This window comes from Staphylococcus sp. 11007852 (assembly GCF_011394325.1).
Classification (GTDB): Bacteria; Bacillota; Bacilli; order Staphylococcales; family Staphylococcaceae; genus Staphylococcus; species Staphylococcus agnetis.
In genome coordinates, this window is record NZ_JAANBJ010000022.1 from 58,689 (window position 1) to 83,637 (window position 24,949).

The following is a 24,949-nucleotide window of genomic DNA, read 5'->3' on the forward strand; positions in this document are numbered from 1 at the left end:
CTAAATTAAATCAGTTTTCCTGAGAATATTAATAGTCCAAAAGCTATAAAGTGGAATGTAATGAGTATTCCCATTACATTGAAAAATGGATGTTTGAGCTGGCCAAAACGTTTTTTACGCCATTTTTCATAATACGCATAACCTATAAATAATGCTGCATGATATAAACCATAAATGATATAGAACCATTCAAGACCATGCCAAATCCCCATAATTCCGAAATTGACTAAAAATGCAAGATTTGAAATATGAAACGTTGATTTCATATATTTCTTCTTCGTCATAAAGAAGACGATACGCATATATACACAGTCTCTGAACCAGAATGACAGTGACATGTGCCAACGATTCCAGAAGTCTTTAATGTTTTTAGCGATAAATGGTTTATTAAAGTTCATTGGCGTTTGAATACCATAAATGTAACTAAATGCTACCGCAAATAAACTATATCCTGCAAAATCAAAGAATAGGTAGAACGTATATCCATACATGTAAATCCAATAATCAGTAAACGTTGTCAGATGGTTGCCCATTGGGGTTGTTACATATTTTTGAATTAAAAATGCCACAATATATTTGTATAAGAACCCTAACATCACAAAGTGTACTGCTTTTTCTAGGAGTAATTTGTATTGTGCTGCATCCGGAACTTTTTTATCATCTTTAACAAAACGTCTGAAACGATCAATTGGTCCTGATGATATTGTTGGGAAGAACGTCATAAATGCCAACAATTTTCTGAGAGGTATTTCTTTAATAGAATGATCTCGAATCTCCATAATCAATTGGATACTCTTAAATGCAATGTATGAAATACCTAAAAAGCCAAATAAGCCAAGTAATTTAGAACTGTATATATGTACTTGTCCAGTTCCTAACCATGAGCTTTGAAGTACTTTAACGGCAATTAAAGGTAAAAGTGATAAGAAAAGTACTGTGACATATAGCGCTGTCGAATTCTTTTCTTTATTTTTATTGAGTTTTTCATACCCTTTAATCACTAAAACTTGCCAAATGATATATAGGAAAAACGTCATCGTATGATAACTTAAATATTTAATTCCTAAAAAGTTATGTTTGTGGTCTGCAAAAATGATGACCAACATGACGATAGTGCTGAGTGCATTATAAATTTTAGAACGTTTACCGAATAACCCTAAAATGATGACAGGTAATAAAATGATAAACGCGATTAAGAAAAAGTGAAATGAAGCATATGGTGTCATGATTGGTATACCTCGTTAATCATTTTTCGGTCGATTTTACCGTTGTTATTTAACGGCATTTGCTCAACACACACCCACTGTTGTGGAATCATGTAATCCGGTAATTCTTCTTTAATACGGGATTTAATGACTTTAATCGCTTCTTTTTCATCTAAATCTCGAGATGATAATTGAAGCACACCTTTAAGTAATTTTACTTTATTATTTTTGCGTACAGGCACAACCATCGCATTAATAATTTCATCTAAACGGTTTAATTTCGCCTCTATTTCTTCTAATTCCATACGATAACCGTTGTATTTAATTTGATTATCAATACGTCCTTGGATAAACCATTGATCGTCTACAAATTTAGCACTATCTCCAGTGAGATAACCTCGCGTTCCATTTGTCTCGAAGAACACACGTGCACTGCGTTCTTCATCTTTGACGTAACCAGCACTTACACATGATCCTTCTATAACAAGTTCATTTTCATCTGTGACACGTAAGTTTACGCCTGGTCTCGGTTGACCGATAGGTACACTCTCAAATTGATCTAATACATCTTGTGTCACCAAAATACTTGTAATGGCAACTGTCGCTTCCGTAGGGCCATACGTATTGTAAATCGCAGCTTGCGGAAATTGTTTTAATAAGCGTTGTGCAGATTTATGGCCAAATACTTCACCACAGAATAAGAATGTCGATAAATTCGGCATGTGTTCTGTATTAAATGAAGGTAATAGTAAACACATTTCCATAAATGAAGGTGTAGACACCCACACATCTATCGGTTGAGCAACAAATAGCTCATGTAACGCTTTAGGGTTAATAATCATATCTTTTGATACAAATTGAATGGTACCTCCAGAAACTAATGCCGGATACACTGACATCACTGATAAATCAAACGAAAGTGGTGCCTGGTTCAACCATACTTGACCTTCTTTATTTTGATTTAAATCGTCTACCCAATTAGCAAAATCGACTAAACTATCATAATAAATTTGTACACCTTTAGGTTCACCCGTTGAACCTGAAGTGAAAATAGTATATGCGATTGAATCTGGTTGAATATTTGAAACATGAGCTGTTTCCCCTGTAAGGTTCAACGTTTTAACGTCAACAACTTTGACATTATCTAACGTCATTGTATCTGTCATTGTATTTAAAAACAGACTTGGTTGAATCCTGTTAACAATTGATTCGATACGATTCGCAGGAATCGAATAATCAATAGGTACGTAGCCACATCCTGCTTTTAATGCTGCAATCATTCCAACAATCATATATGGCGACATATGTCCATAAACAACAATCGGTTGTGTCTCATCCTTTAATTGAATTGCAAGTTGATTTGAATATGCTTCTAATTCGGAATAAGTTAAAGCATCAGTTTGATGTTGTACAGCATTTTTATTTGGAGTGGCTTCACTAAAATAACGAATGGCTTCTAAAATATCTCTCATCGTTAACACTCCCTCTTAGTTTAAAATTCGTTATAGACAAATGTACTTTGTGCACCGCTGTCCCCGTACAACAAGTATAAAGCCATCATAATAGCGAAATAAAACACCATTAATAAAAATGACTTTAGATACACATGATCTGCCAATTTCATAGTACTCACTTCTCTTTTCTAAAAAATTGTCGTGCATAGAATTGGTATTACCAGAAGTGACCCAATGCGTCCCTAGTTTAACACTGACTTCCTTATAGCTTTTCCCAATTTAAAACATCCGTCACATTTCTCATGCATCTGTTCCATTCATTTACACACGTAATATTATAATACTATTCACTCATTATATCTCATTTTTTGAATAATTTAAGTGAAATTTAAACTAAATAGGTCTTAAGTCGTAGAAAAACAAACATACAGCGCACGTGACGTATGTTTGTTTTTCATCATACTATATTATTCACTATAGGTTAAATCATAAACTTAAATATAATGATGTGAGATTGATTGCAAGCTATTTAAAACTTATTTTATTACGAGCTTCGCATCCGTTAAATACATCTTCTATATTTAATATACATGCTTGAATCATTTGGTCGCGTGTTAATATCGATGCACTTCCAATATGAGGAGTAATAATCACATTAGGAAACTTCAACAACGGGTGATCCATTTGAATCGGTTCATTGCGCACAACATCTAACCCTGCACCTGCAATTTCCTGTTCCTCTAATGCGCGAATTAAATCTTCTTCTACAACCAAATCTCCTCTACCAATATTGATAAAAATGGCATCATTTCTCATCATTTTAAATACATCATAATTAAATTTACTTTGCGTTTCAGGCGTTGACGGCGCTGTAGAAATAATAAAATCACTTTCTTTGACTAGCGTTTCAAATGACGTATAAAACGCGCCGAGCTCATGTTCTGCTTTTGCATTGCGCGAGCGATTATGGTATAAAATATCAGCATTAAAACCTTTTAATCGTCTTGCAAACGCTCTACCAATTTCACCCATACCATATATGCCAACTTTAGAACGATATATATCTTTACCCGCAAGTAAATAAGGTCCCCAACTTTCCCATTTACCATCTTGAACGTATTTTTCAGCTTCTACGATACGACGAGATGTGGCCAACATGAGCGCAAATCCTAATTCAGCTGTCGTTTCGGTTAACACATGTGGTGTGTTCGTTACGACAACCTCATGACGTTCTGCTGCCGCTAAATCTATATTGTCATACCCAACTGCCATATTTGCAACGATTTTCAAGTGAGGGGCAGCTTGAAATAATGTTTCATCTATTTGTTCACTTAAAGTAACGAGCAATGCCGTTTTATCTTTAGCCGCTTCTAAAAATTGTGTTCTCGGCATCGGTGTCAAGTGGTGGTCCCACATCTCAACCTCTGCATATTGTTCCAAACGCGCTTTAAACTTTTCCGGAATTTGACGCGTTACGAGAATTTTATTCATGTATATCACTACCCTTTTCAAGTTTCTGTATTAAAACAAATAAATCTTTGATGCTATAAGTAGGTGGTATAGGTTTGTTCATTGCGTCAACTTTTGAAGTGACACCTGTTTGAACATGAATGGTGTCCATGCCAATATTAATACCCGATAAAATATCCGTATCATATAAGTCGCCAATCATTGCAACCTCAGAACGATCCAATTGTAGTAAATCAAGGGCTTTATTCATAATCGGGGTTTCAGGTTTTCCAATAAATTTAGGTTCAGTTTTTGAAGACACTGTAACCACGCTTGTTAAAGAGCCGTTCCCCGGTAAAAATCCTTGTTCTTTAGGAATTGATGGATCTTTATTTGTCGAAATAAACACCGCACCTTTTTGAACAGCGAGTGTTGCTGTTGTTAGTTTTTCATATGTAATCGCTTCGTCTAATCCCATCACTACATAATCTACATTTGTATCTGATTTAAGTGTTAAACCAGCATCTTTTAATGCGGTTTCTAACCCTGACGCACCAACCATAAATACCGTTGCTCCCGGTTGTTCAGAAGCAATATAATCTGCTGTAGCCATCGCTGATGTAACAACTTCTTGAGGTCGCGCGTGGATATTCATTTGTTTTAATTTTGCTACTACATCCGTCGGCGATTTCGTTGAGTTATTTGTAACATAAAGATGTGGAATCTCATGTTCATTTAGATAATCAATAAATTCCTTGGCTCCTGGAATGATTTCGTTACCTTTATATAACGTCCCATCTAAGTCGATTAAATATGCTTTATAGTTTTTCATGATTCATTCCCGCCCTTTCCAAAAGCGGTAACTGGAACATTTTCATTTTCTAAAAAATGTACTACTTCATCTATAAATTGACGGTAATATGGGAGGACTTCATCAAATAACGTTTGTACTTCATTTACGTGAAGCTCATCATATAAATGAACGAATTGTTTTCGCACATCGATTGTTCGGTGAAGTTGCAATTGAGTATCTTTTGAAATCGCACCCTCAAGTTCTAAAATATCAATCACATCTTTATAATTACCAGGATCTCTTAATATAAAGGCATCAATAATCATATTGCCTATATCTACAGAAGACTCTATAAGCATTTGAGCCACACGTTCAAATGCATAGTGATTATCTTTGACATGTGCATAATCATCAGTTAATTGTTTCAAATATGTAAGTTTTCGAGATAATTGTTCCTTATTTACAAAATACATTTTAGTCACCTCTATTGTCTTAATCATATCACAATTTTGCAGTTCGATTCATTTATCGTTATACTTGCCTTAACATTTTATTGAAGGAGTACACGAACATGATTGATATGTTTTTATATGATGATCTCGAACCTTCTCAAGTTCGATTCGTAGGATTTGTAGGAGACCATAGTCGATATGACTTGGTGTTACTTCAAACAGATCGTCATTACGGTAAAACGATTGTGTTGAATACACAAACAAATAAATTCGGAATTATTGGTACTGACGATTTAGAAGAAGAAGGCTATATCGCATATATTTTAGGGGTTAACGATGATGAAGCTGAGGAAATTACTGCTTTCTTACATGAAGTAATTCAATAGTTGATGCTGTCCCCCTTTTCACAGCTCAGTGAATGGATTTTTAATAAATTACACATTTATCATTTGGCATATCGGCCTCACTTTACCCATTCTTATATCTACCAAGCTTACTCAAATAGTACAAAAAAGCCTTCGAAATTCGTTTGAATTCCGAAGGCTTTTTTAGTGATGTTGGATGTTTCATTACCATTCACCACATCATATTGCATTACGAATTATATGCATGCTGTAATCTTTATTAATGAAAGGACTTAATGTGTTACGCTGAGCATAAAAGCCCATTACTCTTGTATCGTGGGTTGAATTTTAACATCTTTGAGCTTATCTTCATTGATAATATGTGCATCTTCCGCAAGATGTTTTTCCGCTTCATGTTTACTAAGACGTCGAACAATGAAATACGCACATCCAAAATTACAGTATTCATATATATAATCCTGGATTGTTGAAAAACGTTTGTTAAAATCCGCTTTACGATTGGAATCATAATAAAAACCTTTTAAGCGCAATTGCTCATAACCATAATCCCCAACAATAAAATCATATTTATCTAATATCTCAGAGTATCGAGCCACAAAGTCCTCTTCAATAAAACCATTTTCATAGGATTCTAGAAGTTCAAAATAATGCTGACCTACTTTAATCATGCGTATCACACCTTGATTTTATTGATTTAATTGTGCATCACCAAGACGTTGTTTTTCTTTGGCTGCTTCATTTACTTGTTCATCAGCATGGTAAGAACTACGCACTAAAGGACCTGCTTGACAATGTTTAAAGCCTTTTTCCATTGCCACTTTGCGTAATTTACCAAATTCTAATGGTGTATAGTATTTTTGTACTTTTAAATGTTTACGAGACGGTTGTAAATATTGTCCAATCGTTAAAATATCTACATCGATCGCACGTAAATCATCCATAGTTTCATAAATTTCTTCGATTGTTTCACCTAAACCAACCATTAAACTTGATTTCGTTGGGATATCTGGTTGAATTTCTTTAGAACGTTTCAAAAATTCAAGCGTTCGATCATAGGTTGCACGCGCACGCACTCTTGGCGTTAAACGACGTACTGTTTCAATATTGTGATTCAAGATGTCTGGTTTAGAATCCATTAACGTTTTTAATGCTTCAAAATCTCCGCCCATATCTGACGGTAAAATTTCGATTGTCGTAAATGGATTACGTTCACGTACTTTACGTACCGTTTCTGCATAAACATTAGAACCCGCATCTTTTAAGTCATCACGTGCAACTGCAGTAATCACGACGTGTTTAAGATTCATTAATTCAACAGACTCTGCTACGCGTTCTGGTTCTTCTAAATCAAGCTCGTTCGGTAAACCCGTTTTAACTGCACAAAAACGACATGCACGTGTACAAACTGCCCCTAAAATCATAAATGTTGCTGTACGGCGTGCCCCCCAACATTCATGTATATTCGGACATTTCGCTTCCTCACATACTGTATGTAAGTTTTTTTCGCGCATCATTTTTTTGAGACCTGTGTAGTTCTCGTTTGTATTTAATTTTATTTTTAACCAATCCGGTTTACGTAGAATTTCTTCATTTTTAGTAGCCATAACAGCAGATACCCTCCTGTAGTTTTACATCTCATTACATTATAACGAACTTTACGGTAAATTAAAATCTACCGACTTAAAAATCATAATTGCAATAATTTTTCTTTGAAAATGTCTCTCAAAAATTCCGGCATTAAATAATTCACTTTTTCTTCTTTTAACAGTGGGAAATAACGTCCGAACGTGTACATATCTATTGTTCCTAAAGTGTATACCTCATCATCAACAATCTCTTTTCCTTGAACGAAATAGCGCTGAGATGATTGTATCAACCCTGCCTCATAGATAATATATCCTCCAAAAATATCCCCACGAAAGCCTAAACCTTGCGCATGTTGATACATATATTTATTTTCATTAGCTAGAAATAAAACTTCTTTTAATTTATGTCCACTAAGTTTAATCCTTACAGTATTAATCGGATGAGGTAACATTTGATGGATATCATATTCTGTTAAAACTTTTTGATGATAGCTTTTTACAATTAACCCCGCATTAATAATGGTACAATCCGCCTCGGTGAATTCATGAACACTTTCTGCTAATAAATAACCTGCTTCGGTCACATGATTCGTCCCTTGTTTCAAAGTCATTGGTCGTGACACAACAGCATCATTAAGTAATTGCTTTCCTTCTACATCAAATGATGTCGACACTTCTGGTAATGTGTGCAATGGATGCAATGTTGCACGCTTATGTACGACTTGACGCGCCTCAATGTCTAAAGTCACTTCACCTAAATAATGACCATACTTCCCTGCTGCTGCCATTAACACACCATTTTCAATTTGACCATTTTCAAAATAATGATGTGTATGTGCACCAAAAATGACATCAATTTCAGGAAGTTCTTCACATAACTTTTCATCAAAGAAAATACCGACATGACTCATCACTATTAGCACATCATAGTTACGTTGGTATTTTGCAATCTCTTCTTTTATCGCTTCAAAAGGGTTAGTCACAACCCAATCTAAAGCGCGATAAAAAGGCGTAAAAGGTGCTGTGACTGCTACAAAAAGAAGACGTACGCCTTCAATATGTTTCATCACTGAGGAAACAAAGTGTTGTGGCAATTCACCATGTTCATCAAAGACGTTCGAACACGTAACGTCAAATGTTGCATTTGAATAAAGGGTTTGTAATGCTTCATGCGAAATCGTCATCCCTTCATTGTTGCCAATAGTAGCAATGTCACAGGATGCTTGATTTAACAACTCTATGTTGCGTTTACCCATCGTTCCTTCTGTAACAGGTAAAGATAAATCTACATGGTCACCAATATCTATATATAAAGATGGATGTGATAAATGAGGTCGTTCTTGATTCATATATGCGGCAATACGTTGAAATTCATGTAAATGACTATGTATATCATTCGTATGATAAATTGTAATTCGCATGAGCATCTCTCCTTATCCACTAAATGATTGAAGAATTAAATAGAGACCTAATATTAACATGACTATCCGTAATATAAGTACGACCATATCTGATTTAATCGTTTTATTGACCTTTACACCTATTTGTGCACCGATGTAACTAGACAGTATTAAAATTAAACCGTAACTCCAAACGACATGTCCTTGGATGACATGCCCAATTGAGCCCGCAACGCTTGAAAAGAAAATGATCATCATACTCGTACCGACAGCAACGTGAGGTGGGAAACGAAACACAATGAGCAAAAATGGCGTCATGAGCACACCGCCACCGATACCAAAAAGACCAGATGTAAGTCCAACTATAAAAGCAGCAACAACCGCAATGACAGGTGCGACACCATAAACATGACGTTCACCACTACCATCAATATATGTTTTCATATATTTTGGCTTTTGACATAGTTTAAGTGGTGGAATTTTATAACGTATCATTAATAAGATGGATACAAGTATTAAAAATAAGCCGAAATATAAATTAAATGAATGCATCGTTAAAAAGCGACTGAGATAAGCACCTATAAAAGCGCCTGGAAGAATACCTATAATTAAAATCAAGCCATTTCGTATATCAACTTGTTTAACTTTTAAATATCCCAAGGTAGAAGATAAGCCTGTTGCGATTAGTATGATTGAAGATGTTCCAATCGCTGTTTGAGGCGTAATATGATGCAAAATCCCTTGAGTGATTCCAAAGTATATTAAAGTTGGCACGATGATAATGCCGCCACCAATACCAACAATAGAACCTATGATTGCTGATAAAAGTCCGATAATGATTAATATTACAATGCTCATCACATTGCCTCCCTGTTAAAAAAGTTTAAGTTGTTGTGGTGCAAGCCCTTCATAATCGATTTTAAGAAATCTTTGTAGTGTTTTTGCGTTCTGTGCAGCATGGCCACCTGAATTATTGTTTAAAATGACATACACTTTTTTAACTTTTTGCGCTAAAATTTGTATCTTTTCAGCTATATCTTGTAACTCATTGTCATTGTAATCATATAAATAGCGTACATCTCGCCATTCTTGGTCCGTCATATCCTTTTTCGTCCAACCGTGCACATTTCTTCCATGTAAACGTACAAATGCCACATCATGCGTTACTCTATTTACAAATGGAATAGACCCCTCTCCTGCTTGAGGTTCATCACAAACGGCATGAATCAAGTGTTGTTCTGTTAAAAACGCGAGTGTATTTTCTTTCATCTGTGGTGTAAACCACGATTGATGCCTAAACTCAATACAAATCGGTATATCTTTGAGTTGAGATTTTACAAAACGAATATAATGAATGTTTTTTACATTACAATCAAACCACGGTGGAAATTGAACAAGTACCATCGCAAGTTTGTTTGCTTTTACTAGAGGCTCAAGCATTTGATTAAATGCTTGAAATAATGCTTCTATCGATTCAGCATAATCTTTATAATCAGCATGTAACGTTAAAGCTTGATGAATTTTAACTACAAATTTAAAACGTTCAGGTGTTTCTTTGATCCACTTTAAAATATTACGTTCAGGTTGAATCGCATAATAAGAAGCATCTAATTCAACAATAGGAAAATGACTGGCATACGTTTTTAATTTATCAGTTTTACGTGCTAAATCTTCGTAGAGTCCGTCATGATCTCCCCAACCCGTTAAGCCTATTTCTATCATATTTATCACCGATTTCATTTTATCACATTCATTTGACAATCGACGACTTCAAGGTACTTCCGGTCGTTTCCTCAATCTTTCTAAGGGTAAAGAGATAAAAAAGATAAACAGGAGTGATGAAAATGGAATCATACATGTATGGTACGCACCAAGCGCAACATTATGATGTATATCTTAATGAGTCAGCTGAAAACACCACTTGGCTTGCACTTGTTCATGGTGGCTATTGGCGTGAAAAATTCGACAAACATATGTTAAATCCCCTTATCGACGCTTTTATAGACGCGGGGTTTTCCATTATTAATATTGAGTATCGTCGTGGACCTAAACATCAGTGGCCCATACCCGCAAATGATGTCCATGAAGCGTTAAATCATTTTAAACACACTTCATATGCACCTAAAAGGATTGTAGGCATCGGGCATTCTGTAGGCGGACAGCTAGTATTATTAAATCATCGCGATTTGGATGCACTCGTAGGTTTGGCACCTGTGACCGATGTGCTCTATACGTTACATCACCACCTAGGTCAAGATGCCGTTGCAGAATATTTTGAAACACGCGCTACAAAATTATTAAGACAAGCCTCCCCAATTACACAGCTTCCTATATCTTGTGACGCACTGATTGTTCATGGTTTTAATGATAATGCTGTACATATCGATACATCTATCTCATTTATTCATGAAAATTATCAAAAAGGACATTATATCACGTTTTATGCTTTGCCTTATTTAGACCATTTAGATTGTATCAATCCAGAAGGAACACATTTTAAACTCTTGTTATCTTGGCTGAAACAATTCGCCTAGTCATCAATGGCGAGAGAGAACCAAATCATCTGGTTTCTCTCCCTTTTTGATGCATTCACTTGGCAAACATTGCGGTCATTGCATTTACTGAGCACAAGAAAATCTGAATATCTATATAAATGACGTTTTAAATGCGCATGAATGTAATGTGTGTACTCTCCTCTTATATTCATTCAGAAGTATTGAGATTTCGTCTGAACGTGAGATCTGTTTCATATTCTAACGTTGTCATCAATTGTGACACAGCCATTTCGCGTGTTATCCTTAAGCCTTGACCCGCCCACAAATGCGTCACGCTTTCGTCCTTATGTTCAATCGCCTGTTAACGTAATGCCTTTGTTAAATCATTTTGTATTGGATACGGAAGTAGTGTTACTTGTTGTGCACGCATGTCATGAATAAATTGATTCTCTATACCTCGCGCCCATTTGCCACTATACATCTTTGTCATCTTGGTGCTCGTTTCTACATTGTGCATTAAAGCATTGCGATGTACCACATTATATCTTATTTAACCGCATTCACTCCGTGATAACCTAATATGCAAAATAAGATGGTAACGTTATCGAAAAAAGACTAGGACGTCTTTTCGCCCTAGTCTCGAATCATTTTATACATTGATACAAAAGGCGTGTCACCTTAAATTGTATATTGTAAGGGTAAGTTTTAACGCACTTGTTCTACCATTTTACTTTCAACACGATCCATCTCATCTTCAATTTCCATGCCTAACATCTCTTCAATCAAATCTTCATGAGTAACAATCGCATCCGTACCACCGTATTCATCAATAACAATGGCTAAATGTTTTCGGGTCACCGTCATTTTACGCAGTACCCATTCTGCGTGATTATGTTCATAGACAAATAAAGGTTCAGAACAAAATTCTCGCAATGATTTTTCAGGTGTTTGGCTCCATGCAAGTAAATATTTTGAATGAAAAACGCCTACCACATGATCAATATCCCCTTCATATACAGGATAACGTGTGTATGGATGATTCATTACAACATCGTAAACTTCATTATAATCATCATCGACACTCAAAGAGGTAACATTGACACGAGGTGTCGTATTCACATCATTAATTTTCAAACGATCGAAATTAATAACACCTTGAATACGATTTTTTTCAATTTCATTAAACGCACCATCACTACCAGCAATCGAAACCATTGCGCGTACTTCTTCCTTCGACATACCCTCTTGATCACGGCCACGTGTAATCAAATGGTTAATCGTATCCGTAATCAAATTTAATATTTTTGTTAATGGCTTAAATAAAATCACAAAAATGTGTATAACAGGAAAAACAAGTCTTGCAATAGGATCAGGTATCGTTGCCGCTATTGATTTAGGTATGACTTCCGCAAATAAAATAATGACAACCGTCAACACCGCTGAAGCCACACCGACATTGACACCCATATCTACAGCTAAAATGGTCACCAATGTGGGTAAAAGGATATTCGCGATATTATTCCCTATAAGGATGGTTGTAATGAATTCACTCGGTTTATCTAATAATTTCAATAATTTTGCAGACTTTTGATTCGCATCCGCTTCCGCTTGTAATTTCACTTTATTCGCAGCGGTCAGTGCCGTTTCACTACCTGAAAAGAAAAAAGATACACAAATTAATACAATGATCGCAATGATCATTAAGCAGTTCTCCTTCCGATACGTCCAAATTTCAGCTACTTAAAATTTTTTGACATTATTTCGTCTGATAAAACATAAAATGTTGTACCACCAGTATTTTACCATACATCTTTATAGATACACTGATAACATTCTGATTTTTTATGCGAGGTACGTCATCATTTAAAAAGTTGAATAGGTTAACGAGGGCAAAACATAGCGCCCTTCTAACCAAAAAGCAAGCAGAATTAATCTATTGTTTTATTTGTTTCCTTAGGCGAGACTTCTGAGACATCAAGCCGAAATCAAAATTCACTTTGAACACAGAACTCTTTAAATAGCTTTCACGAAGTAAAAGACAATAGATGACTGGATGACGCATGCGCTTTCCAAGTTTTACGCACCTTACACTATTGATCACCTATTCATGCATGCCCATTGGTGTACTGAAGACGTAACGCATTTCATTCCCAACGTCTCCATGCACCGGCAGATATTACTAAGAAATTAAAAAAGTATCAACGCTTTATGAATAACCATAAAGCGTTGATACAATCATATTTGATTAACCAATAGAGCCCTCCATCTCGAACTTAATTAATCGGTTCATTTCAACGGCATATTCCATTGGCAATTCTTTTGTAAATGGTTCAATGAAGCCCATAACAATCATTTCAGTTGCTTCTTCTTCTGAAATACCACGAGACATTAAGTAGAAAAGTTGTTCTTCTGACACTTTTGATACTTTCGCTTCGTGTTCTAAGGAGATATTGTCATTAAAGATTTCATTGTATGGGATTGTGTCTGATGTTGACTCATTATCTAAAATTAACGTGTCACACTCGATATTAGAGCGTGCACCTTTGGCTTTACGACCAAAGTGTACAATACCACGGTACACTACTTTACCGCCATCTTTAGAAATGGATTTAGAGACGATAGTAGAAGATGTATTCGGTGCTTTATGAATCATTTTGGCACCAGCATCTTGTACTTGTCCTTTACCAGCAAATGCAATAGATAACGTGCTACCTTTTGCACCTTCACCAACAAGTACACAAGCCGGGTACTTCATAGTTAATTTTGAACCTAAGTTACCGTCAACCCATTCCATGTTACCATTTTCGTGAACTAGTGTACGTTTAGTAACAAGGTTATAAACATTGTTTGCCCAGTTTTGGATTGTAGTGTAACGTACGTGGGCGTCTTTGTGAACGATAATTTCAACAACTGCAGAGTGTAATGAATTTGTCGTATACACAGGTGCAGTACATCCTTCTACATAGTTCACTGATGCACCTTCATCAGCAATAATTAACGTACGTTCAAATTGTCCCATATTTTCAGAGTTAATACGGAAGTATGCTTGTAATGGTGTATCTAATTTAACATTCTTAGGAATGTAAATAAATGATCCACCAGACCAAACCGCAGAGTTTAATGCTGCAAACTTATTGTCACCCGCAGGAATAACAGATGCAAAATACTTCTTAAACAAGTCTTCATTTTCTTTTAATGCTGTATCCGTATCTTTAAACACAATACCTTTTTCTTCAAGTTCTTTTTCCATATTATGGTATACAACTTCAGATTCGTATTGCGCAGAAACACCTGCTAAATATTTTTGTTCCGCTTCCGGAATACCTAATTTATCAAATGTACGTTTAATTTCTTCAGGCACTTCGTCCCAAGAACGTTCAGAACGCTCAGACGGTTTAACATAATACGTAATATCATCAAAATCTAATTCAGATAAATCTCCACCCCATTGTGGCATCGGCATTTTATAAAATAATTTTAATGCCTTTAAACGAAAGTCCAACATCCATTCCGGTTCATCTTTCATATTTGAAATTTCACGTACGATATTTTCTGTTAATCCACGTTCAGATCTAAAAATCGACACATCTTCATCGTGGAATCCATATTTATAATCGCCTACATCAGGTGCTTTTTTAGCCATCAACGATCACTCCTATTCACTCATTTTTGTATCTTTATCGATACACTCTATACTAACGCGGTTCTAGTTACGTTTATTCTTCTATTTTGCCTTCTTGTTCCACTGTACCCTTTTCCAGTGCTTTCCATGCTAAAGTGGCACACTTGATACGTGCTGGGAATTGAGATACACCTTGTAATGCCTCAATGTCACCCATGTCGTCAGTAATGACATAATCTTCACCGAGCATCATTTTTGTAAATTCTTGACTCATTTCCATGGCTTCCTTAAGACTGTGTCCTTTGATCGCCTCTGTCATCATAGATGCACTTGACATCGAAATCGAGCACCCTTCACCTTCGAATTTTGCATCTTTAATAATGCCATCTACAATATCAAAAGTGAGTCGTATTCTATCCCCACAAGTTGGATTGTTCATATCAACAGTCATTGTGCCGTCTTCTATAACACCTCTGTTGCGTGGGTTTTTATAATGATCCATAATCACTGAACGATATAATTGATCAAGATTATTAAAATTCATAAGAGAAAAACTCCTTTGTTTGTTTCAACCCTTCTATAAGTTGGTCTACATCTTCTTTAGTATTATAAATGTAGAAACTTGCACGTGCTGTTGACGAAACGTTCAACCATTTCATTAAAGGTTGCGCACAGTGGTGACCCGCACGTACTGCAACACCTTCTGTATCTAAAGCAGTCGCAACGTCATGAGGATGTACATCTTTAAGATTAAATGTGATGATGCCTGCACGTTTATCTTTATCTGGGCCATATATCTCTATACCATCAATTTCAGACATTCTATCATAAGCATACGCTGTTATCTCTGCTTCATGTTCATGTATCGCATCAAAGCCGATGCGTTCTAAATATTCAATCGCGGCTTTCAATCCTATAGCTTGCGCAATTAATGGCGTACCCGCCTCAAATTTCGTTGGCAAATCAGTCCAAGTACTTTCATGAAGTCCTACGAAATCTATCATATCGCCACCAAACTCAATCGGTTCCATGTCTTTTAATAACGCACGGCGACCATATAAAACACCTATACCAGTCGGTCCAAGCATTTTATGACCACTAAAGCTATAGAAGTCGACATCTAAATCTTGAACATCCACCTTCATATGAGGCACTGATTGCGCACCGTCTACTGCAATGATTGCGCCATGTTCGTGTGCGATTTGGGCAATGGTCTTAATGTCATTGATTGTTCCTAATACATTGGAAACGTGCGCGATTGCAACAATTTTAGTTCGATCTGTTATCGTTTCTTGAACAGCTTCAATCGTTAATTCCCCTGATTCAGTCATTGGAATAAATTTAAGTGTTGCGTTTTTACGCTTAGCCAGTTGTTGCCATGGCACAATATTCGCATGGTGTTCCATTTGAGTGACAACAATTTCATCACCCTCTTGAATATGTGCATCTCCATAACTATGTGCTACAAGATTAATTGCCGCTGTAGTGCCACGTGTAAAAATAATTTCCTCAAAGTATGTCGCATGTATAAATCGACGTACAGTTTCACGTGCACCTTCATAACCATCTGTAGCAAGTGAGCCTAAAGTGTGTACCCCACGATGCACGTTTGAATTGTAGCGATGATAATAATCATCAATGGCTTGAATCACTTGTTGCGGTTTCTGACTTGTCGCAGTTGAATCTAAATAAGCCAGTCGTTTCCCATTGATCTTTTGCTTTAATATGGGAAAGTCTTTAATAATTGCTTCAACATCAAATTGTGTTTCGGTCACTGTTATCACAGACCTTTCTCCAAATAGTTACTGACATTATCCTAAAACTAAAATGTAACAAAGTGGCGCTTAAACGTATGTTATATAAGGCCACTTTTGATACTTCATTCAAATGCTTATTTACCGACTTTAAGTTCGATAACTTCTCTTAATTGACGTTGAACATCTTCAATTGGAAGTTCACGTACAACAGGATCTAAGAAACCGTGAATAACTAAACGTTCTGCTTCATGTTGTGAAATACCACGGCTCATAAGGTAATAAAGTTGTTCAGGATCAACGCGCCCGACTGAAGCAGCATGTCCTGCTTCTACATCATCTTCATCAATTAAAAGAATTGGATTCGCATCGCCACGTGCATTTTCAGATAACATTAATACACGTGATTCTTGATTTGCTGAAGAACCTGAACCACCATGTTTAATGTACCCAATACCGTTAAAGATAGATGACGCTTTTTCTTTCATTACACCATGTTTAAGAATGTGGCCATCTGTTTCTTTACCATATTGAACGATACGAGATGTTAAATTAATTGTTTGTTCCCCACGGCCTACTACTACAGATTTTAAATCTGATGTTGAACGATCACCAATTAAATTTGTAGTGTTGTCAATGATTTGATTTCCTTCGTTCATAAGACCGAGCGACCAGTTAATCGTAGCGTCTGCAGCAGTTGTACCACGACGAATAATATGACCCGTGAATCCTTTGTCTAAAAAGTCTACGGAACCATAAGCAACTTTGGAATTTGCACCAGCTATAACTTCAGAAATAATATTAACCTGGCAACCCTCGCCAGAAACCGTAGAAAGGTAGTTTTCAACATAAGTCACTTCAGCACTTTCTTCAGTAACTAAAATCACATGATTGAAGAAACTTGCTTGTGAATCATCATGTAAAACCACGTATTGAATTGGATGTTCAACAACGACGTTACGCGGTACATAAACAAATACCCCACCATTCATAAGGGCCGCATTTAATGCTGTTAAACGATGTTCATCGATAGTAACTGCATCTTTCATATAATATTTTTCTACAAGGTCACTATGATTTTGGAGCGCCTCACTTATATGTTCAATAATGACGCCGTCTTCTTTCGCTTTCGCATTTACTTTTGAGTATGCTAGCGTATTATTATGTTGAATAATTAAGTTCTCACTTGCTTCAACATTAATAATACGGTCAATTTCATTAGGGAGATCTTGAAGGTTTTCGTACGTGCTACCTGTCGTTTCATGTTGTTTAAAAGTGTCAAAATCCCATTTATCAATTTTTGTCTTATCTGGTTTTGGCATTTCTAAAGACTCAGATTGTTTCAATGCATCTTTTCTCAAATGTGTCATCCAAGAAGGTTCGTGGTGCGCTTGTGAATAATCAACAAGTTGAGCTTCAGAAATATTTAATGTTTCAGTCGTCATACTTATTTCCTCCTAAGATGATTATTGGTTCGCTACTACTGAATCGTATTCTTCTTTAACCCACTCGTATCCTTCTTCTTCAAGGCGTTTGGCTAATTCAGCACCACCCGATTTAACAACGATACCGTTATACATCACATGTACGTGGTCTGGTGTAATGTAGTTTAATAAACGTTGGTAGTGCGTAATAATAAGTGAACCAAATTCATCACCGCGCATTTCGTTGATACCTTTAGAAACAACTTTTAATGCGTCAATATCTAAACCTGAGTCAATTTCATCTAAAATAGCAAATTTAGGTTGTAACATCATTAATTGAAGGATTTCGTTACGTTTTTTCTCTCCACCTGAGAATCCTTCATTAAGATAACGTTGTGCCATATCTTTATCCATGTCTAAGAAATCCATATGTTTGTCTAATTTTTTAATGAATTGCATTAAGTTGATTTCTTGACCTTCTTCACGTTGTGAGTTGATTGCCGAACGCATAAAGTCCGCATTCGTTACCCCTGTAATTTCGGATGGATATTGCATTGCTAAAAAGAGTCCAGCTTTAGCACGTTCATCAACTTCCATCTCTAAAATGTTCTCGCCGTCTAATAACACTTCACCTTGAGTCACTTCATATGAAGGATGTCCCATAATAGCTGAAGATAGCGTAGATTTACCCGTACCATTTGGTCCCATAATGGCATGGATTTCACCCGTTTTAATCGTTAGGTTAACCCCTTTTAAAATCTCTTTATCGTCAATAGACACATGTAAGTCTTTAATTTCTAATGTTGATGGCATTACTATTCCCTCCAAAAAGTTAGATTACAATAACTAGTTTATAATAATTTTAAAGTAACGTCAAAAGGATTTCTAATCTTTCTAAATGCTCATTATAACGAAAATAACGGGAATTATAAAACATTTAGGGTTGAAAAAAGCGGTTTATTTTCGAATCATTTTTTTACTGTAATTAGAAAAGTTATTGATAATAGACAATGGCTTGTTCTCAATCAGAAAGGATCATCGTTGCGTATTCAAATGTATTGTTGTAATATGACATTTCAGTTAATATAAAGTAATCCTATTAAGAAAGGAACACGTTTGATTATGGCTCGATTTAAAATTTCAAATCTTCCTCGTGGTTTTGCTATGGGTGTCAGCGATTTAATCCCTGGCGTTAGCGGCGGAACGATTGCTTTACTTCTTGGCATCTATGATGACTTTATTGCTTCAGTAAGTGGTATTTTCTCAAAAAACTTTAAACGAAGTATGATGTTTTTACTTCCTATTATTATTGGAATGGGATTAGCAATTGGTATATTAAGCAGTCTTATTAATTATTTATTAGCATATCACCAAGTACCAACGATGTTTTTCTTTACAGGATTAATCATTGGTGTGATTCCATTTTTATTAAGAATTTCTCATTACAATAAAACTTTTAAAGCATCGCACTGGATAATTGTCGTTCTTTTTACGTTATTACTTGCAGCAATGGCATTTTTAAAGGGAGATACATCACATGCGGCACCAACACACATCGATTTATCAGCACCTATGCTCATTAAATATTTTGTTGCTGGGATATTAGCCTCAAGCGCCATGTTACTCCCTGGTATTTCAGGCTCATTCATTTTATTATTACTTGGCGTATATAGCACGGTTACATTTGCAATATCAGAGGTTGTTCGCTTTAACTTTCAAGCGTTACCCGTTATTATGTTAGTCGGTTTTGGCGTACTTGTCGGATTTATTGTTGCGAGTAAATTAATCAAATATTTACTCACACACTATACGTACTTCACCTATGCTGCTATCTTAGGCTTAGTTATTGGGTCATTATTTTCTGTATTTCCTGGCTTGCCAACTTCTGGCTTAACATGGATAATATCTATTTCAACGTTAATCTTAGGTTTCATTGTGAGTTATATTTTAGGTCGTTTTTCGGCAGATTCATAAAAAAATGCCTTGATCACGCTTATTGTGATCAAGGCATTTTGCTTTATTCAGCTGGTGTGACAGCACCGTCATATTTGTCTTTAATGAATTTTTTAATGTCATCAGACTGTAAAACTTTGATTAGAGCTTTGATTTTCTTGTCATCTTTATGTCCATCTTGTACAGCAATTAAATTTGCATATGGGTTGTTATCTGATTTTTCAACTGCGATAGAATCTTTTTGAGGATTTAACTTCTGCTCAATCGCGAAGTTAGAGTTAATGATAACTGCGTCTCCTTCATTATTTTGGTACGTTTTTGGTAAAAATTCTGCCGCTTGTTTATTATTAAATTTGATATCTTTTTTGTTTTCTACAATGTCATCAAATGTCGCATCTTGGATTTTAACGCCTTTTTTGATTTTAATAAGTCCTTCATCTACAAAGAATTTTAAGAATCGACCTTGTTCTGCAGGGTTGTTTGAAACGAAAATCTCAGCACCTTTAGGTAAATCTTTTAAACTTTTATGTTTTTGTGAATAAACAGCCATAGGTTCTAAGTGTACATTGCCAGCAGATTCAATTTTATACTTTTTATCTTTTTTCTCAGTATCTAAGTAAGGGGTATGTTGGAAGAAGTTCGCATCTAATTCTCCAGCATCTAATAATTTATTCGGTGTTGTATAATCATTAATAGTTTTAATTTCTAAATCATAACCTTCTTTTTCTAATAATGGTTTTGCCTGTTCTAAAATTTCAGCATGTGGCGCTGGTGAAGCACCTACCACGATTTTTTTATCTTCTTTATCACCACTTTTTGAATCATTCCCACAAGCTGCTAATACGACTGATAAAACTAAAATTAATGCAATTGATAAAAATCTTTTCATTTTTACATTCTCCTTGTCCTATATTTATCGTTTGTCTATTTTATTCGTTGTCCAATCTCCCAAAAATTGAATAACGAAGACGATAACTAAAATTAAAATGGTTGATATTAAAATGACATCATTTTGGTTACGTGTAAAACCTGTTAAATACGCTAAATTCCCTAAACCTCCTGCACCTATGACGCCCGCAACAGCTGTTGAACCTACTAAAGCAATGGCTGTAACAGTGATGCCAGAAATTAAAGCCGGAAGCGATTCTGGAATTAAAACCTTTCGAATGACTGTCCATGTGTTTGCCCCCATTGACCAAGCCGCTTCAATAACCCCTTTATCAATTTCTTTTAAGGCAATCTCGACAAGACGTGCGTAAAACGGTGAAGCACCAATAATCAATGCAGGTAATGCACCTGTTGGACCACTGATTGTTCCTAAAATCAAACTTGTAAATGGAATCAATAATAGAATCAGTATAATAAATGGAATCGCTCGAAATAAATTAACGAAAAATGACACGATATTATAAAATATACGACCGATTTTAGATTTACTTTTTGATGTTAAAAATAATATGACTCCTGTTATTAACCCAAATATAAAAGAAAATAGTGTAGCAATGATTGTCATATAGAGCGTTTCGTATGTTGCAACCCAGACCTCTGGCCAACGTACATTTGGCATTGTCATCATTTCATGTAATATTTCACCAAAACTCTTACCCATGTGCAATCACCTCTACTTCAATGTGTTTCAATTCTAAATCATGTGTCAGTTGTTCAAAGTCTGCTTGCGCAACATTTGGAATATGTAAAACAATAAATCCTATGGCACCTGACTTAGAATGTTTAATATTAGCCTCTAAAATATTTACCTCAACGTCATGTGTTTTTGAGATATATGAAACGATAGGTTGTGTTGTTGCTTCACCTGAAAAGTTAAGTTTAACGAGCTTGTCATTTGAATTTAATTTTACAAGGCCTGAAATATCCTCAAACTCAGCATTAGGTTGAAGATCTTCTTGAACAAAACGCTTAGTGACAGAATGTTCTGGATTTTCGAAAACTTCAGATACTTTACCTTGTTCAATTACCTTTCCATCTTCCATTACTGCCACTTCATCACAAATACGACGAATGACATGCATTTCATGAGTGATAATAATAATCGTTAAATTTTGTTCCTTTTTCAATTGAATGAGTAAATCAAGTATTTCATCTGTTGTTTGTGGATCAAGTGCACTTGTTGCTTCATCACAGAGTAATACTTCCGGGTCGTTTGCCAGCGCCCTTGCAATACCCACACGTTGTTTTTGTCCCCCGGACAATTCTGATGGATAGGCGTGTTCACGTCCCTTTAATCCAACTCGTTCAATGAGTTCTAAAGCTTTTAACTTAGCCTCTCGTTTAGAAACGCCTGCAATTTCTAATGGAAATAATACATTGTCAAGCACCGTGCGTGACCATAGTAAATTGAAATGTTGGAAGATCATACTCACCTTTTGGCGCTTATACCTTAAAGCACGTTTGCTCAATTTCCCTATATGATCTCCACCGATGATGACATCACCTGATGTAGGTGTTTCAAGATAATTAAATAATCGCACTAACGTACTTTTACCCGCTCCAGAAAAACCGATAATACCAAATATGGTACCTTTATTGATTGTTAAATTAACGTGATCAACAGCTAAAACGGATTTGGATTTGCTCTCGTACTGTTTGACGATATCCTTAAGCTCAATCATATTGCTCCCCCTTATGTGTTGCAAATCATCAAATATCAGAATAAAAAAAGCTTTCTCCTATATAAAAATAAGAGAAAGCATAGATTCCGATGCGTTTCTCTCATCTTCAAAAGTAAAGATACTTTATGTGAATTGGCACCATTTCTAAATATAGACGGTTGCCGGGCTTCATAGGGCACATCCCTCCACCACTCTAGATAAGAGTTTTCTGAATATTGAATTGTTTAAATCTTATCATTATCCTCAAGTTTCGTCAATCACTTTTTTCAATCTTTCTAATAAAAATGGGACAGACTGAAAAGCATAAATGCGGTCCACTTCTTTGTCATCACGCATGATTAACAAAATGGGTACTGATTGTATTTCAAAGGCTTGGCTAAATTCAGGATAAAAATTGAGGTCGCGTTTTTCTATAGGTAACTGTGTCACTTCATTTACAATATGCAACATTCGTTCTGAGACTTTACATGTCCCACACATCGGAGTATAGCCGAAAATTAAGTGTATATTGTGCTTTTTTTCTTTAAATGTATTGTTCAATTGCTCTGAAACACTCATGATATGAATATTTTCCTTTAACATAAAAATCCGTTTTAACATCAAATCCATGACGCCCTAAAACGTTTGAGAGGTAATCTCTTGGGCAACGTGCCACTTCACTATAAGTTGAATCAATAAAAATATCTGTACTTTCACTTAAATACTTCGAAAACCATTTTCGTATCTTTCGCCCCTCAGCATCAGCATCAACAAGAATGTATACTTGCTTACCATATAATGATTCTATCATATTGTCTAGTTTCTCAATTCCCATTGTGCCATGCGTACATATGATATCGACTGGTTCTAATAACACTTCCTTAACTCTTTTTTTATCAGATTTGCCTTCTACAACAATTACTTTATTAATCATCGCCATGGTCTTCACCTTCTAAAAAGATAGTATTCAGTGCAAAAAAACTCCAAGATAGTCCAAGGAATATCTAGGAGTTTAATAATTATTATTCGCCGATCATTTCTTGATAACCTTGTGCATCCATTAAAGCATCAAGTTCACTTTCGTCGCTTAATTCAACTTTCACCATCCAAGCTTTTTCATATGGTGATTCATTTACAGCTTCTGGTTCATCTTCAAGATCTTCATTCACTTCAATGATTTTACCAGATACTGGTGAATATAATTCTGAAACTGTTTTTACAGATTCAACGCTACCGAAAGTTTCGCCTTCTGATACTTCGTCATCAACTTCTGGAAGCTCAACGAATACGATATCTCCTAATTCGTTTTGTGCAAAGTCTGTAATACCAACAGTTGCAACATTTCCTTCAACTTTTACCCATTCATGTTCTTTAGAATATTTTAATTCACTTGGCACTGCCACTTGAATCCCCTCCTATATTTGTTTACAAGATAATCATGACACACATGTTTTTATCAATCAACTATTTTATTATAACCAAGTTTCACGATAAACTTGTTCATTAAAACCAACTGTAACTTTGTCACCTAAAATCGCTAAAGGACGTTTCACTAGCATACCATCGGACGCTAAAAGTTCTAACTTTTCGTCATCTGACAACGTATCTAATTTATCCTTTAAGTTTAATTCACGATACTTTGCACCGTGTGTATTGAATAATTTTTTAATTTCAATACCTGAACGGCCTACAATATCTTTAAATTCATCTTTCGTAGGTGTTAACTGAACGATATCTATAGGTTCAAAACTTACACCTTGCTCAGATAAAAATTTAGCTGCTTTTTTACATGTAGTACAATTAGGATACTGATAAAACTTAATCATGCTTTAACCTCCTCGCTTGACTTATATCAAATATAACAAAATTTGTTAAATTAGACTATTTTTTATACTACTTTCATAATTTTGTTTTTTATTAATCACGACATATGACGTCGACTAAGATATCCGTTATAATTTAGAACATATAACATAGTGGAGGTATGCAACATGCAAAAGATTCAAGACATGGAAACATTTAAATCAATCATTAATAAAGATGAAACAGTTATCGTCAAATTCGAGGCAGGATGGTGCCCTGATTGCAAAGCCATGGATATGTGGATCAGCCCTATTGTTGAAAAATACAATCAATATGAATGGTTTGTTGTAAATCGTGACGAAGTTGAAGAAGCTGCAATCGAAAACGATGTGATGGGTATCCCAAGTATTCTTATTTTCAAAAATGGCGAAAAGCTGCATCATTTACATTCAGCCAACGCAAAATCACCTGAACAAGTCGAATCATTCTTATCCGAGAGTTTAGGTTAACGTTAAAAAAGAACATATTAAAATCGTCTTCAAATAACTTTAAGCAATTTGAAGACGATTTTTTTATGAATAGATA

The 24,949-nt window shown here is 35.4% G+C and carries 30 protein-coding genes and 1 riboswitch; of the genes, 4 read left to right on the forward strand and 26 right to left on the reverse strand.

The window, feature by feature from the left end; translation table 11 throughout:
* Window positions 1–5: 5 nt before the first annotated feature.
* The 6 genes from dltB to G8Y85_RS06175 form a co-directional block, all read right to left on the reverse strand.
* Window positions 6–1,226 (reverse strand): D-alanyl-lipoteichoic acid biosynthesis protein DltB, encoded by a 1,221-nt coding sequence (gene dltB, locus G8Y85_RS06150; RefSeq protein WP_060550651.1) that lies wholly within the window; start codon window positions 1,224–1,226, stop codon window positions 6–8.
* Window positions 1,223–2,677 carry a D-alanine--poly(phosphoribitol) ligase subunit DltA gene (gene dltA, locus G8Y85_RS06155; RefSeq protein WP_105995798.1) on the reverse strand — a complete coding sequence of 485 codons (1,455 nt, stop codon included), beginning with the start codon at window positions 2,675–2,677 and terminating at the stop codon, window positions 1,223–1,225. The genes dltB and dltA overlap by 4 nt, the downstream gene beginning before the upstream one ends.
* A 20-nt stretch (window positions 2,678–2,697) precedes the next feature.
* A complete protein-coding gene (locus G8Y85_RS06160; RefSeq protein ID WP_081858211.1) occupies window positions 2,698–2,829 on the reverse strand; it encodes a teichoic acid D-Ala incorporation-associated protein DltX in 132 nt (43 codons plus the stop codon).
* Window positions 2,830–3,184: 355 nt separating this feature from the next.
* Window positions 3,185–4,150 (reverse strand): 2-hydroxyacid dehydrogenase, encoded by a 966-nt coding sequence (locus G8Y85_RS06165; RefSeq protein ID WP_103346215.1) that lies wholly within the window; start codon window positions 4,148–4,150, stop codon window positions 3,185–3,187.
* Window positions 4,143–4,940 carry a TIGR01457 family HAD-type hydrolase gene (locus tag G8Y85_RS06170; RefSeq protein ID WP_105995796.1) on the reverse strand — a complete coding sequence of 266 codons (798 nt, stop codon included), beginning with the start codon at window positions 4,938–4,940 and terminating at the stop codon, window positions 4,143–4,145. The genes G8Y85_RS06165 and G8Y85_RS06170 overlap by 8 nt, the downstream gene beginning before the upstream one ends.
* Window positions 4,937–5,374, reverse strand: a complete 438-nt coding sequence (locus G8Y85_RS06175; RefSeq protein ID WP_037566758.1) for a DUF86 domain-containing protein — start codon at window positions 5,372–5,374, stop codon at window positions 4,937–4,939. Before G8Y85_RS06175 ends, G8Y85_RS06170 begins: the two co-directional genes overlap by 4 nt.
* Window positions 5,375–5,472: 98 nt before the next feature.
* On the opposite strand from G8Y85_RS06175, the gene G8Y85_RS06180 reads away from it, so the two are divergent.
* A complete protein-coding gene (locus G8Y85_RS06180; protein ID WP_037566756.1) occupies window positions 5,473–5,739 on the forward strand; it encodes a DUF3055 domain-containing protein in 267 nt (88 codons plus the stop codon).
* Between the two features lie 281 nt (window positions 5,740–6,020).
* On the opposite strand, the gene G8Y85_RS06185 is transcribed toward G8Y85_RS06180, so the two are convergent.
* From G8Y85_RS06185 to G8Y85_RS06205, 5 genes are all read right to left on the reverse strand, one after another.
* Complete coding sequence (locus tag G8Y85_RS06185; RefSeq protein WP_037566755.1) at window positions 6,021–6,386, reverse strand: YutD family protein; 366 nt, start codon at window positions 6,384–6,386, stop codon at window positions 6,021–6,023.
* Between the two features lie 18 nt (window positions 6,387–6,404).
* The gene (gene lipA / locus G8Y85_RS06190) at window positions 6,405–7,322 is read right to left on the reverse strand and encodes a lipoyl synthase (RefSeq protein WP_037566754.1); all 918 of its coding nucleotides are present in this window, start codon (window positions 7,320–7,322) and stop codon (window positions 6,405–6,407) included.
* A gap of 83 nt (window positions 7,323–7,405) precedes the next feature.
* A complete protein-coding gene (locus tag G8Y85_RS06195; protein ID WP_107370956.1) occupies window positions 7,406–8,725 on the reverse strand; it encodes a bifunctional metallophosphatase/5'-nucleotidase in 1,320 nt (439 codons plus the stop codon).
* Between the two features lie 12 nt (window positions 8,726–8,737).
* On the reverse strand, window positions 8,738–9,562 hold the full coding sequence (locus G8Y85_RS06200) for a sulfite exporter TauE/SafE family protein (protein ID WP_165805572.1): 825 nt from the start codon (window positions 9,560–9,562) through the stop codon (window positions 8,738–8,740).
* Between the two features lie 15 nt (window positions 9,563–9,577).
* The gene (locus G8Y85_RS06205) at window positions 9,578–10,426 is read right to left on the reverse strand and encodes a DUF72 domain-containing protein (RefSeq protein ID WP_165805603.1); all 849 of its coding nucleotides are present in this window, start codon (window positions 10,424–10,426) and stop codon (window positions 9,578–9,580) included.
* 122 nt (window positions 10,427–10,548) lie between these two features.
* On the opposite strand from G8Y85_RS06205, the gene G8Y85_RS06210 reads away from it, so the two are divergent.
* On the forward strand, window positions 10,549–11,238 hold the full coding sequence (locus tag G8Y85_RS06210) for an alpha/beta hydrolase (RefSeq protein WP_103346220.1): 690 nt from the start codon (window positions 10,549–10,551) through the stop codon (window positions 11,236–11,238).
* Between the two features lie 169 nt (window positions 11,239–11,407).
* On the opposite strand, the gene G8Y85_RS12455 is transcribed toward G8Y85_RS06210, so the two are convergent.
* The 8 genes from G8Y85_RS12455 to sufC form a co-directional block, all read right to left on the reverse strand.
* Complete coding sequence (locus G8Y85_RS12455; RefSeq protein WP_282593885.1) at window positions 11,408–11,533, reverse strand: hypothetical protein; 126 nt, start codon at window positions 11,531–11,533, stop codon at window positions 11,408–11,410.
* Between the two features lie 27 nt (window positions 11,534–11,560).
* Window positions 11,561–11,737: a hypothetical protein gene (locus G8Y85_RS12350; protein WP_342448009.1), complete on the reverse strand. Its 177-nt coding sequence runs from the start codon at window positions 11,735–11,737 to the stop codon at window positions 11,561–11,563.
* 167 nt (window positions 11,738–11,904) lie between these two features.
* Window positions 11,905–12,900 carry a hemolysin family protein gene (locus G8Y85_RS06215; RefSeq protein ID WP_103346221.1) on the reverse strand — a complete coding sequence of 332 codons (996 nt, stop codon included), beginning with the start codon at window positions 12,898–12,900 and terminating at the stop codon, window positions 11,905–11,907.
* A 544-nt stretch (window positions 12,901–13,444) separates the two neighbouring features.
* Window positions 13,445–14,842, reverse strand: a complete 1,398-nt coding sequence (gene sufB, locus G8Y85_RS06220; protein ID WP_060550641.1) for a Fe-S cluster assembly protein SufB — start codon at window positions 14,840–14,842, stop codon at window positions 13,445–13,447.
* A 73-nt stretch (window positions 14,843–14,915) separates the two neighbouring features.
* On the reverse strand, window positions 14,916–15,365 hold the full coding sequence (sufU, locus tag G8Y85_RS06225) for a Fe-S cluster assembly sulfur transfer protein SufU (RefSeq protein WP_037566742.1): 450 nt from the start codon (window positions 15,363–15,365) through the stop codon (window positions 14,916–14,918).
* Window positions 15,355–16,596 (reverse strand): cysteine desulfurase, encoded by a 1,242-nt coding sequence (locus G8Y85_RS06230; RefSeq protein WP_103346227.1) that lies wholly within the window; start codon window positions 16,594–16,596, stop codon window positions 15,355–15,357. Before G8Y85_RS06230 ends, sufU begins: the two co-directional genes overlap by 11 nt.
* A gap of 116 nt (window positions 16,597–16,712) precedes the next feature.
* Window positions 16,713–18,020 (reverse strand): Fe-S cluster assembly protein SufD, encoded by a 1,308-nt coding sequence (gene sufD / locus G8Y85_RS06235; RefSeq protein WP_165805573.1) that lies wholly within the window; start codon window positions 18,018–18,020, stop codon window positions 16,713–16,715.
* A 21-nt stretch (window positions 18,021–18,041) separates the two neighbouring features.
* Entirely contained in the window at window positions 18,042–18,812 is a 771-nt protein-coding gene (gene sufC, locus G8Y85_RS06240) for a Fe-S cluster assembly ATPase SufC (protein WP_060550640.1), read from the reverse strand.
* 309 nt (window positions 18,813–19,121) lie between these two features.
* Here sufC and popT point away from each other — a divergent pair, with 309 nt between their 5' ends.
* On the forward strand, window positions 19,122–19,973 hold the full coding sequence (gene popT, locus G8Y85_RS06245) for a polyprenyl-phosphate transporter PopT (RefSeq protein WP_103346223.1): 852 nt from the start codon (window positions 19,122–19,124) through the stop codon (window positions 19,971–19,973).
* Window positions 19,974–20,016: 43 nt separating this feature from the next.
* Here popT and G8Y85_RS06250 read toward each other — a convergent pair whose 3' ends face one another.
* From G8Y85_RS06250 to G8Y85_RS06280, 7 genes are all read right to left on the reverse strand, one after another.
* Window positions 20,017–20,841, reverse strand: a complete 825-nt coding sequence (locus tag G8Y85_RS06250) for a MetQ/NlpA family ABC transporter substrate-binding protein (RefSeq protein WP_105995791.1) — start codon at window positions 20,839–20,841, stop codon at window positions 20,017–20,019.
* Window positions 20,842–20,865: 24 nt separating this feature from the next.
* Window positions 20,866–21,561, reverse strand: a complete 696-nt coding sequence (locus tag G8Y85_RS06255; protein WP_037566735.1) for a methionine ABC transporter permease — start codon at window positions 21,559–21,561, stop codon at window positions 20,866–20,868.
* Window positions 21,554–22,582 (reverse strand): methionine ABC transporter ATP-binding protein, encoded by a 1,029-nt coding sequence (locus G8Y85_RS06260; RefSeq protein WP_060550637.1) that lies wholly within the window; start codon window positions 22,580–22,582, stop codon window positions 21,554–21,556. The genes G8Y85_RS06255 and G8Y85_RS06260 overlap by 8 nt, the downstream gene beginning before the upstream one ends.
* 97 nt (window positions 22,583–22,679) lie before the next feature.
* A riboswitch (SAM riboswitch) is annotated at window positions 22,680–22,786 on the reverse strand.
* A 39-nt stretch (window positions 22,787–22,825) separates the two neighbouring features.
* Window positions 22,826–23,140 (reverse strand): thioredoxin family protein, encoded by a 315-nt coding sequence (locus tag G8Y85_RS06265; RefSeq protein ID WP_037566733.1) that lies wholly within the window; start codon window positions 23,138–23,140, stop codon window positions 22,826–22,828.
* Entirely contained in the window at window positions 23,106–23,501 is a 396-nt protein-coding gene (locus G8Y85_RS06270; RefSeq protein WP_060550635.1) for a toprim domain-containing protein, read from the reverse strand. Before G8Y85_RS06270 ends, G8Y85_RS06265 begins: the two co-directional genes overlap by 35 nt.
* A gap of 82 nt (window positions 23,502–23,583) precedes the next feature.
* A complete protein-coding gene (gene gcvH, locus G8Y85_RS06275; RefSeq protein WP_037566731.1) occupies window positions 23,584–23,964 on the reverse strand; it encodes a glycine cleavage system protein GcvH in 381 nt (126 codons plus the stop codon).
* Between the two features lie 69 nt (window positions 23,965–24,033).
* The gene (locus tag G8Y85_RS06280) at window positions 24,034–24,387 is read right to left on the reverse strand and encodes an arsenate reductase family protein (protein ID WP_165805574.1); all 354 of its coding nucleotides are present in this window, start codon (window positions 24,385–24,387) and stop codon (window positions 24,034–24,036) included.
* 165 nt (window positions 24,388–24,552) lie between these two features.
* Here G8Y85_RS06280 and G8Y85_RS06285 point away from each other — a divergent pair, with 165 nt between their 5' ends.
* Window positions 24,553–24,873 carry a thioredoxin family protein gene (locus G8Y85_RS06285; RefSeq protein WP_037566729.1) on the forward strand — a complete coding sequence of 107 codons (321 nt, stop codon included), beginning with the start codon at window positions 24,553–24,555 and terminating at the stop codon, window positions 24,871–24,873.
* Window positions 24,874–24,949: the final 76 nt, after the last annotated feature.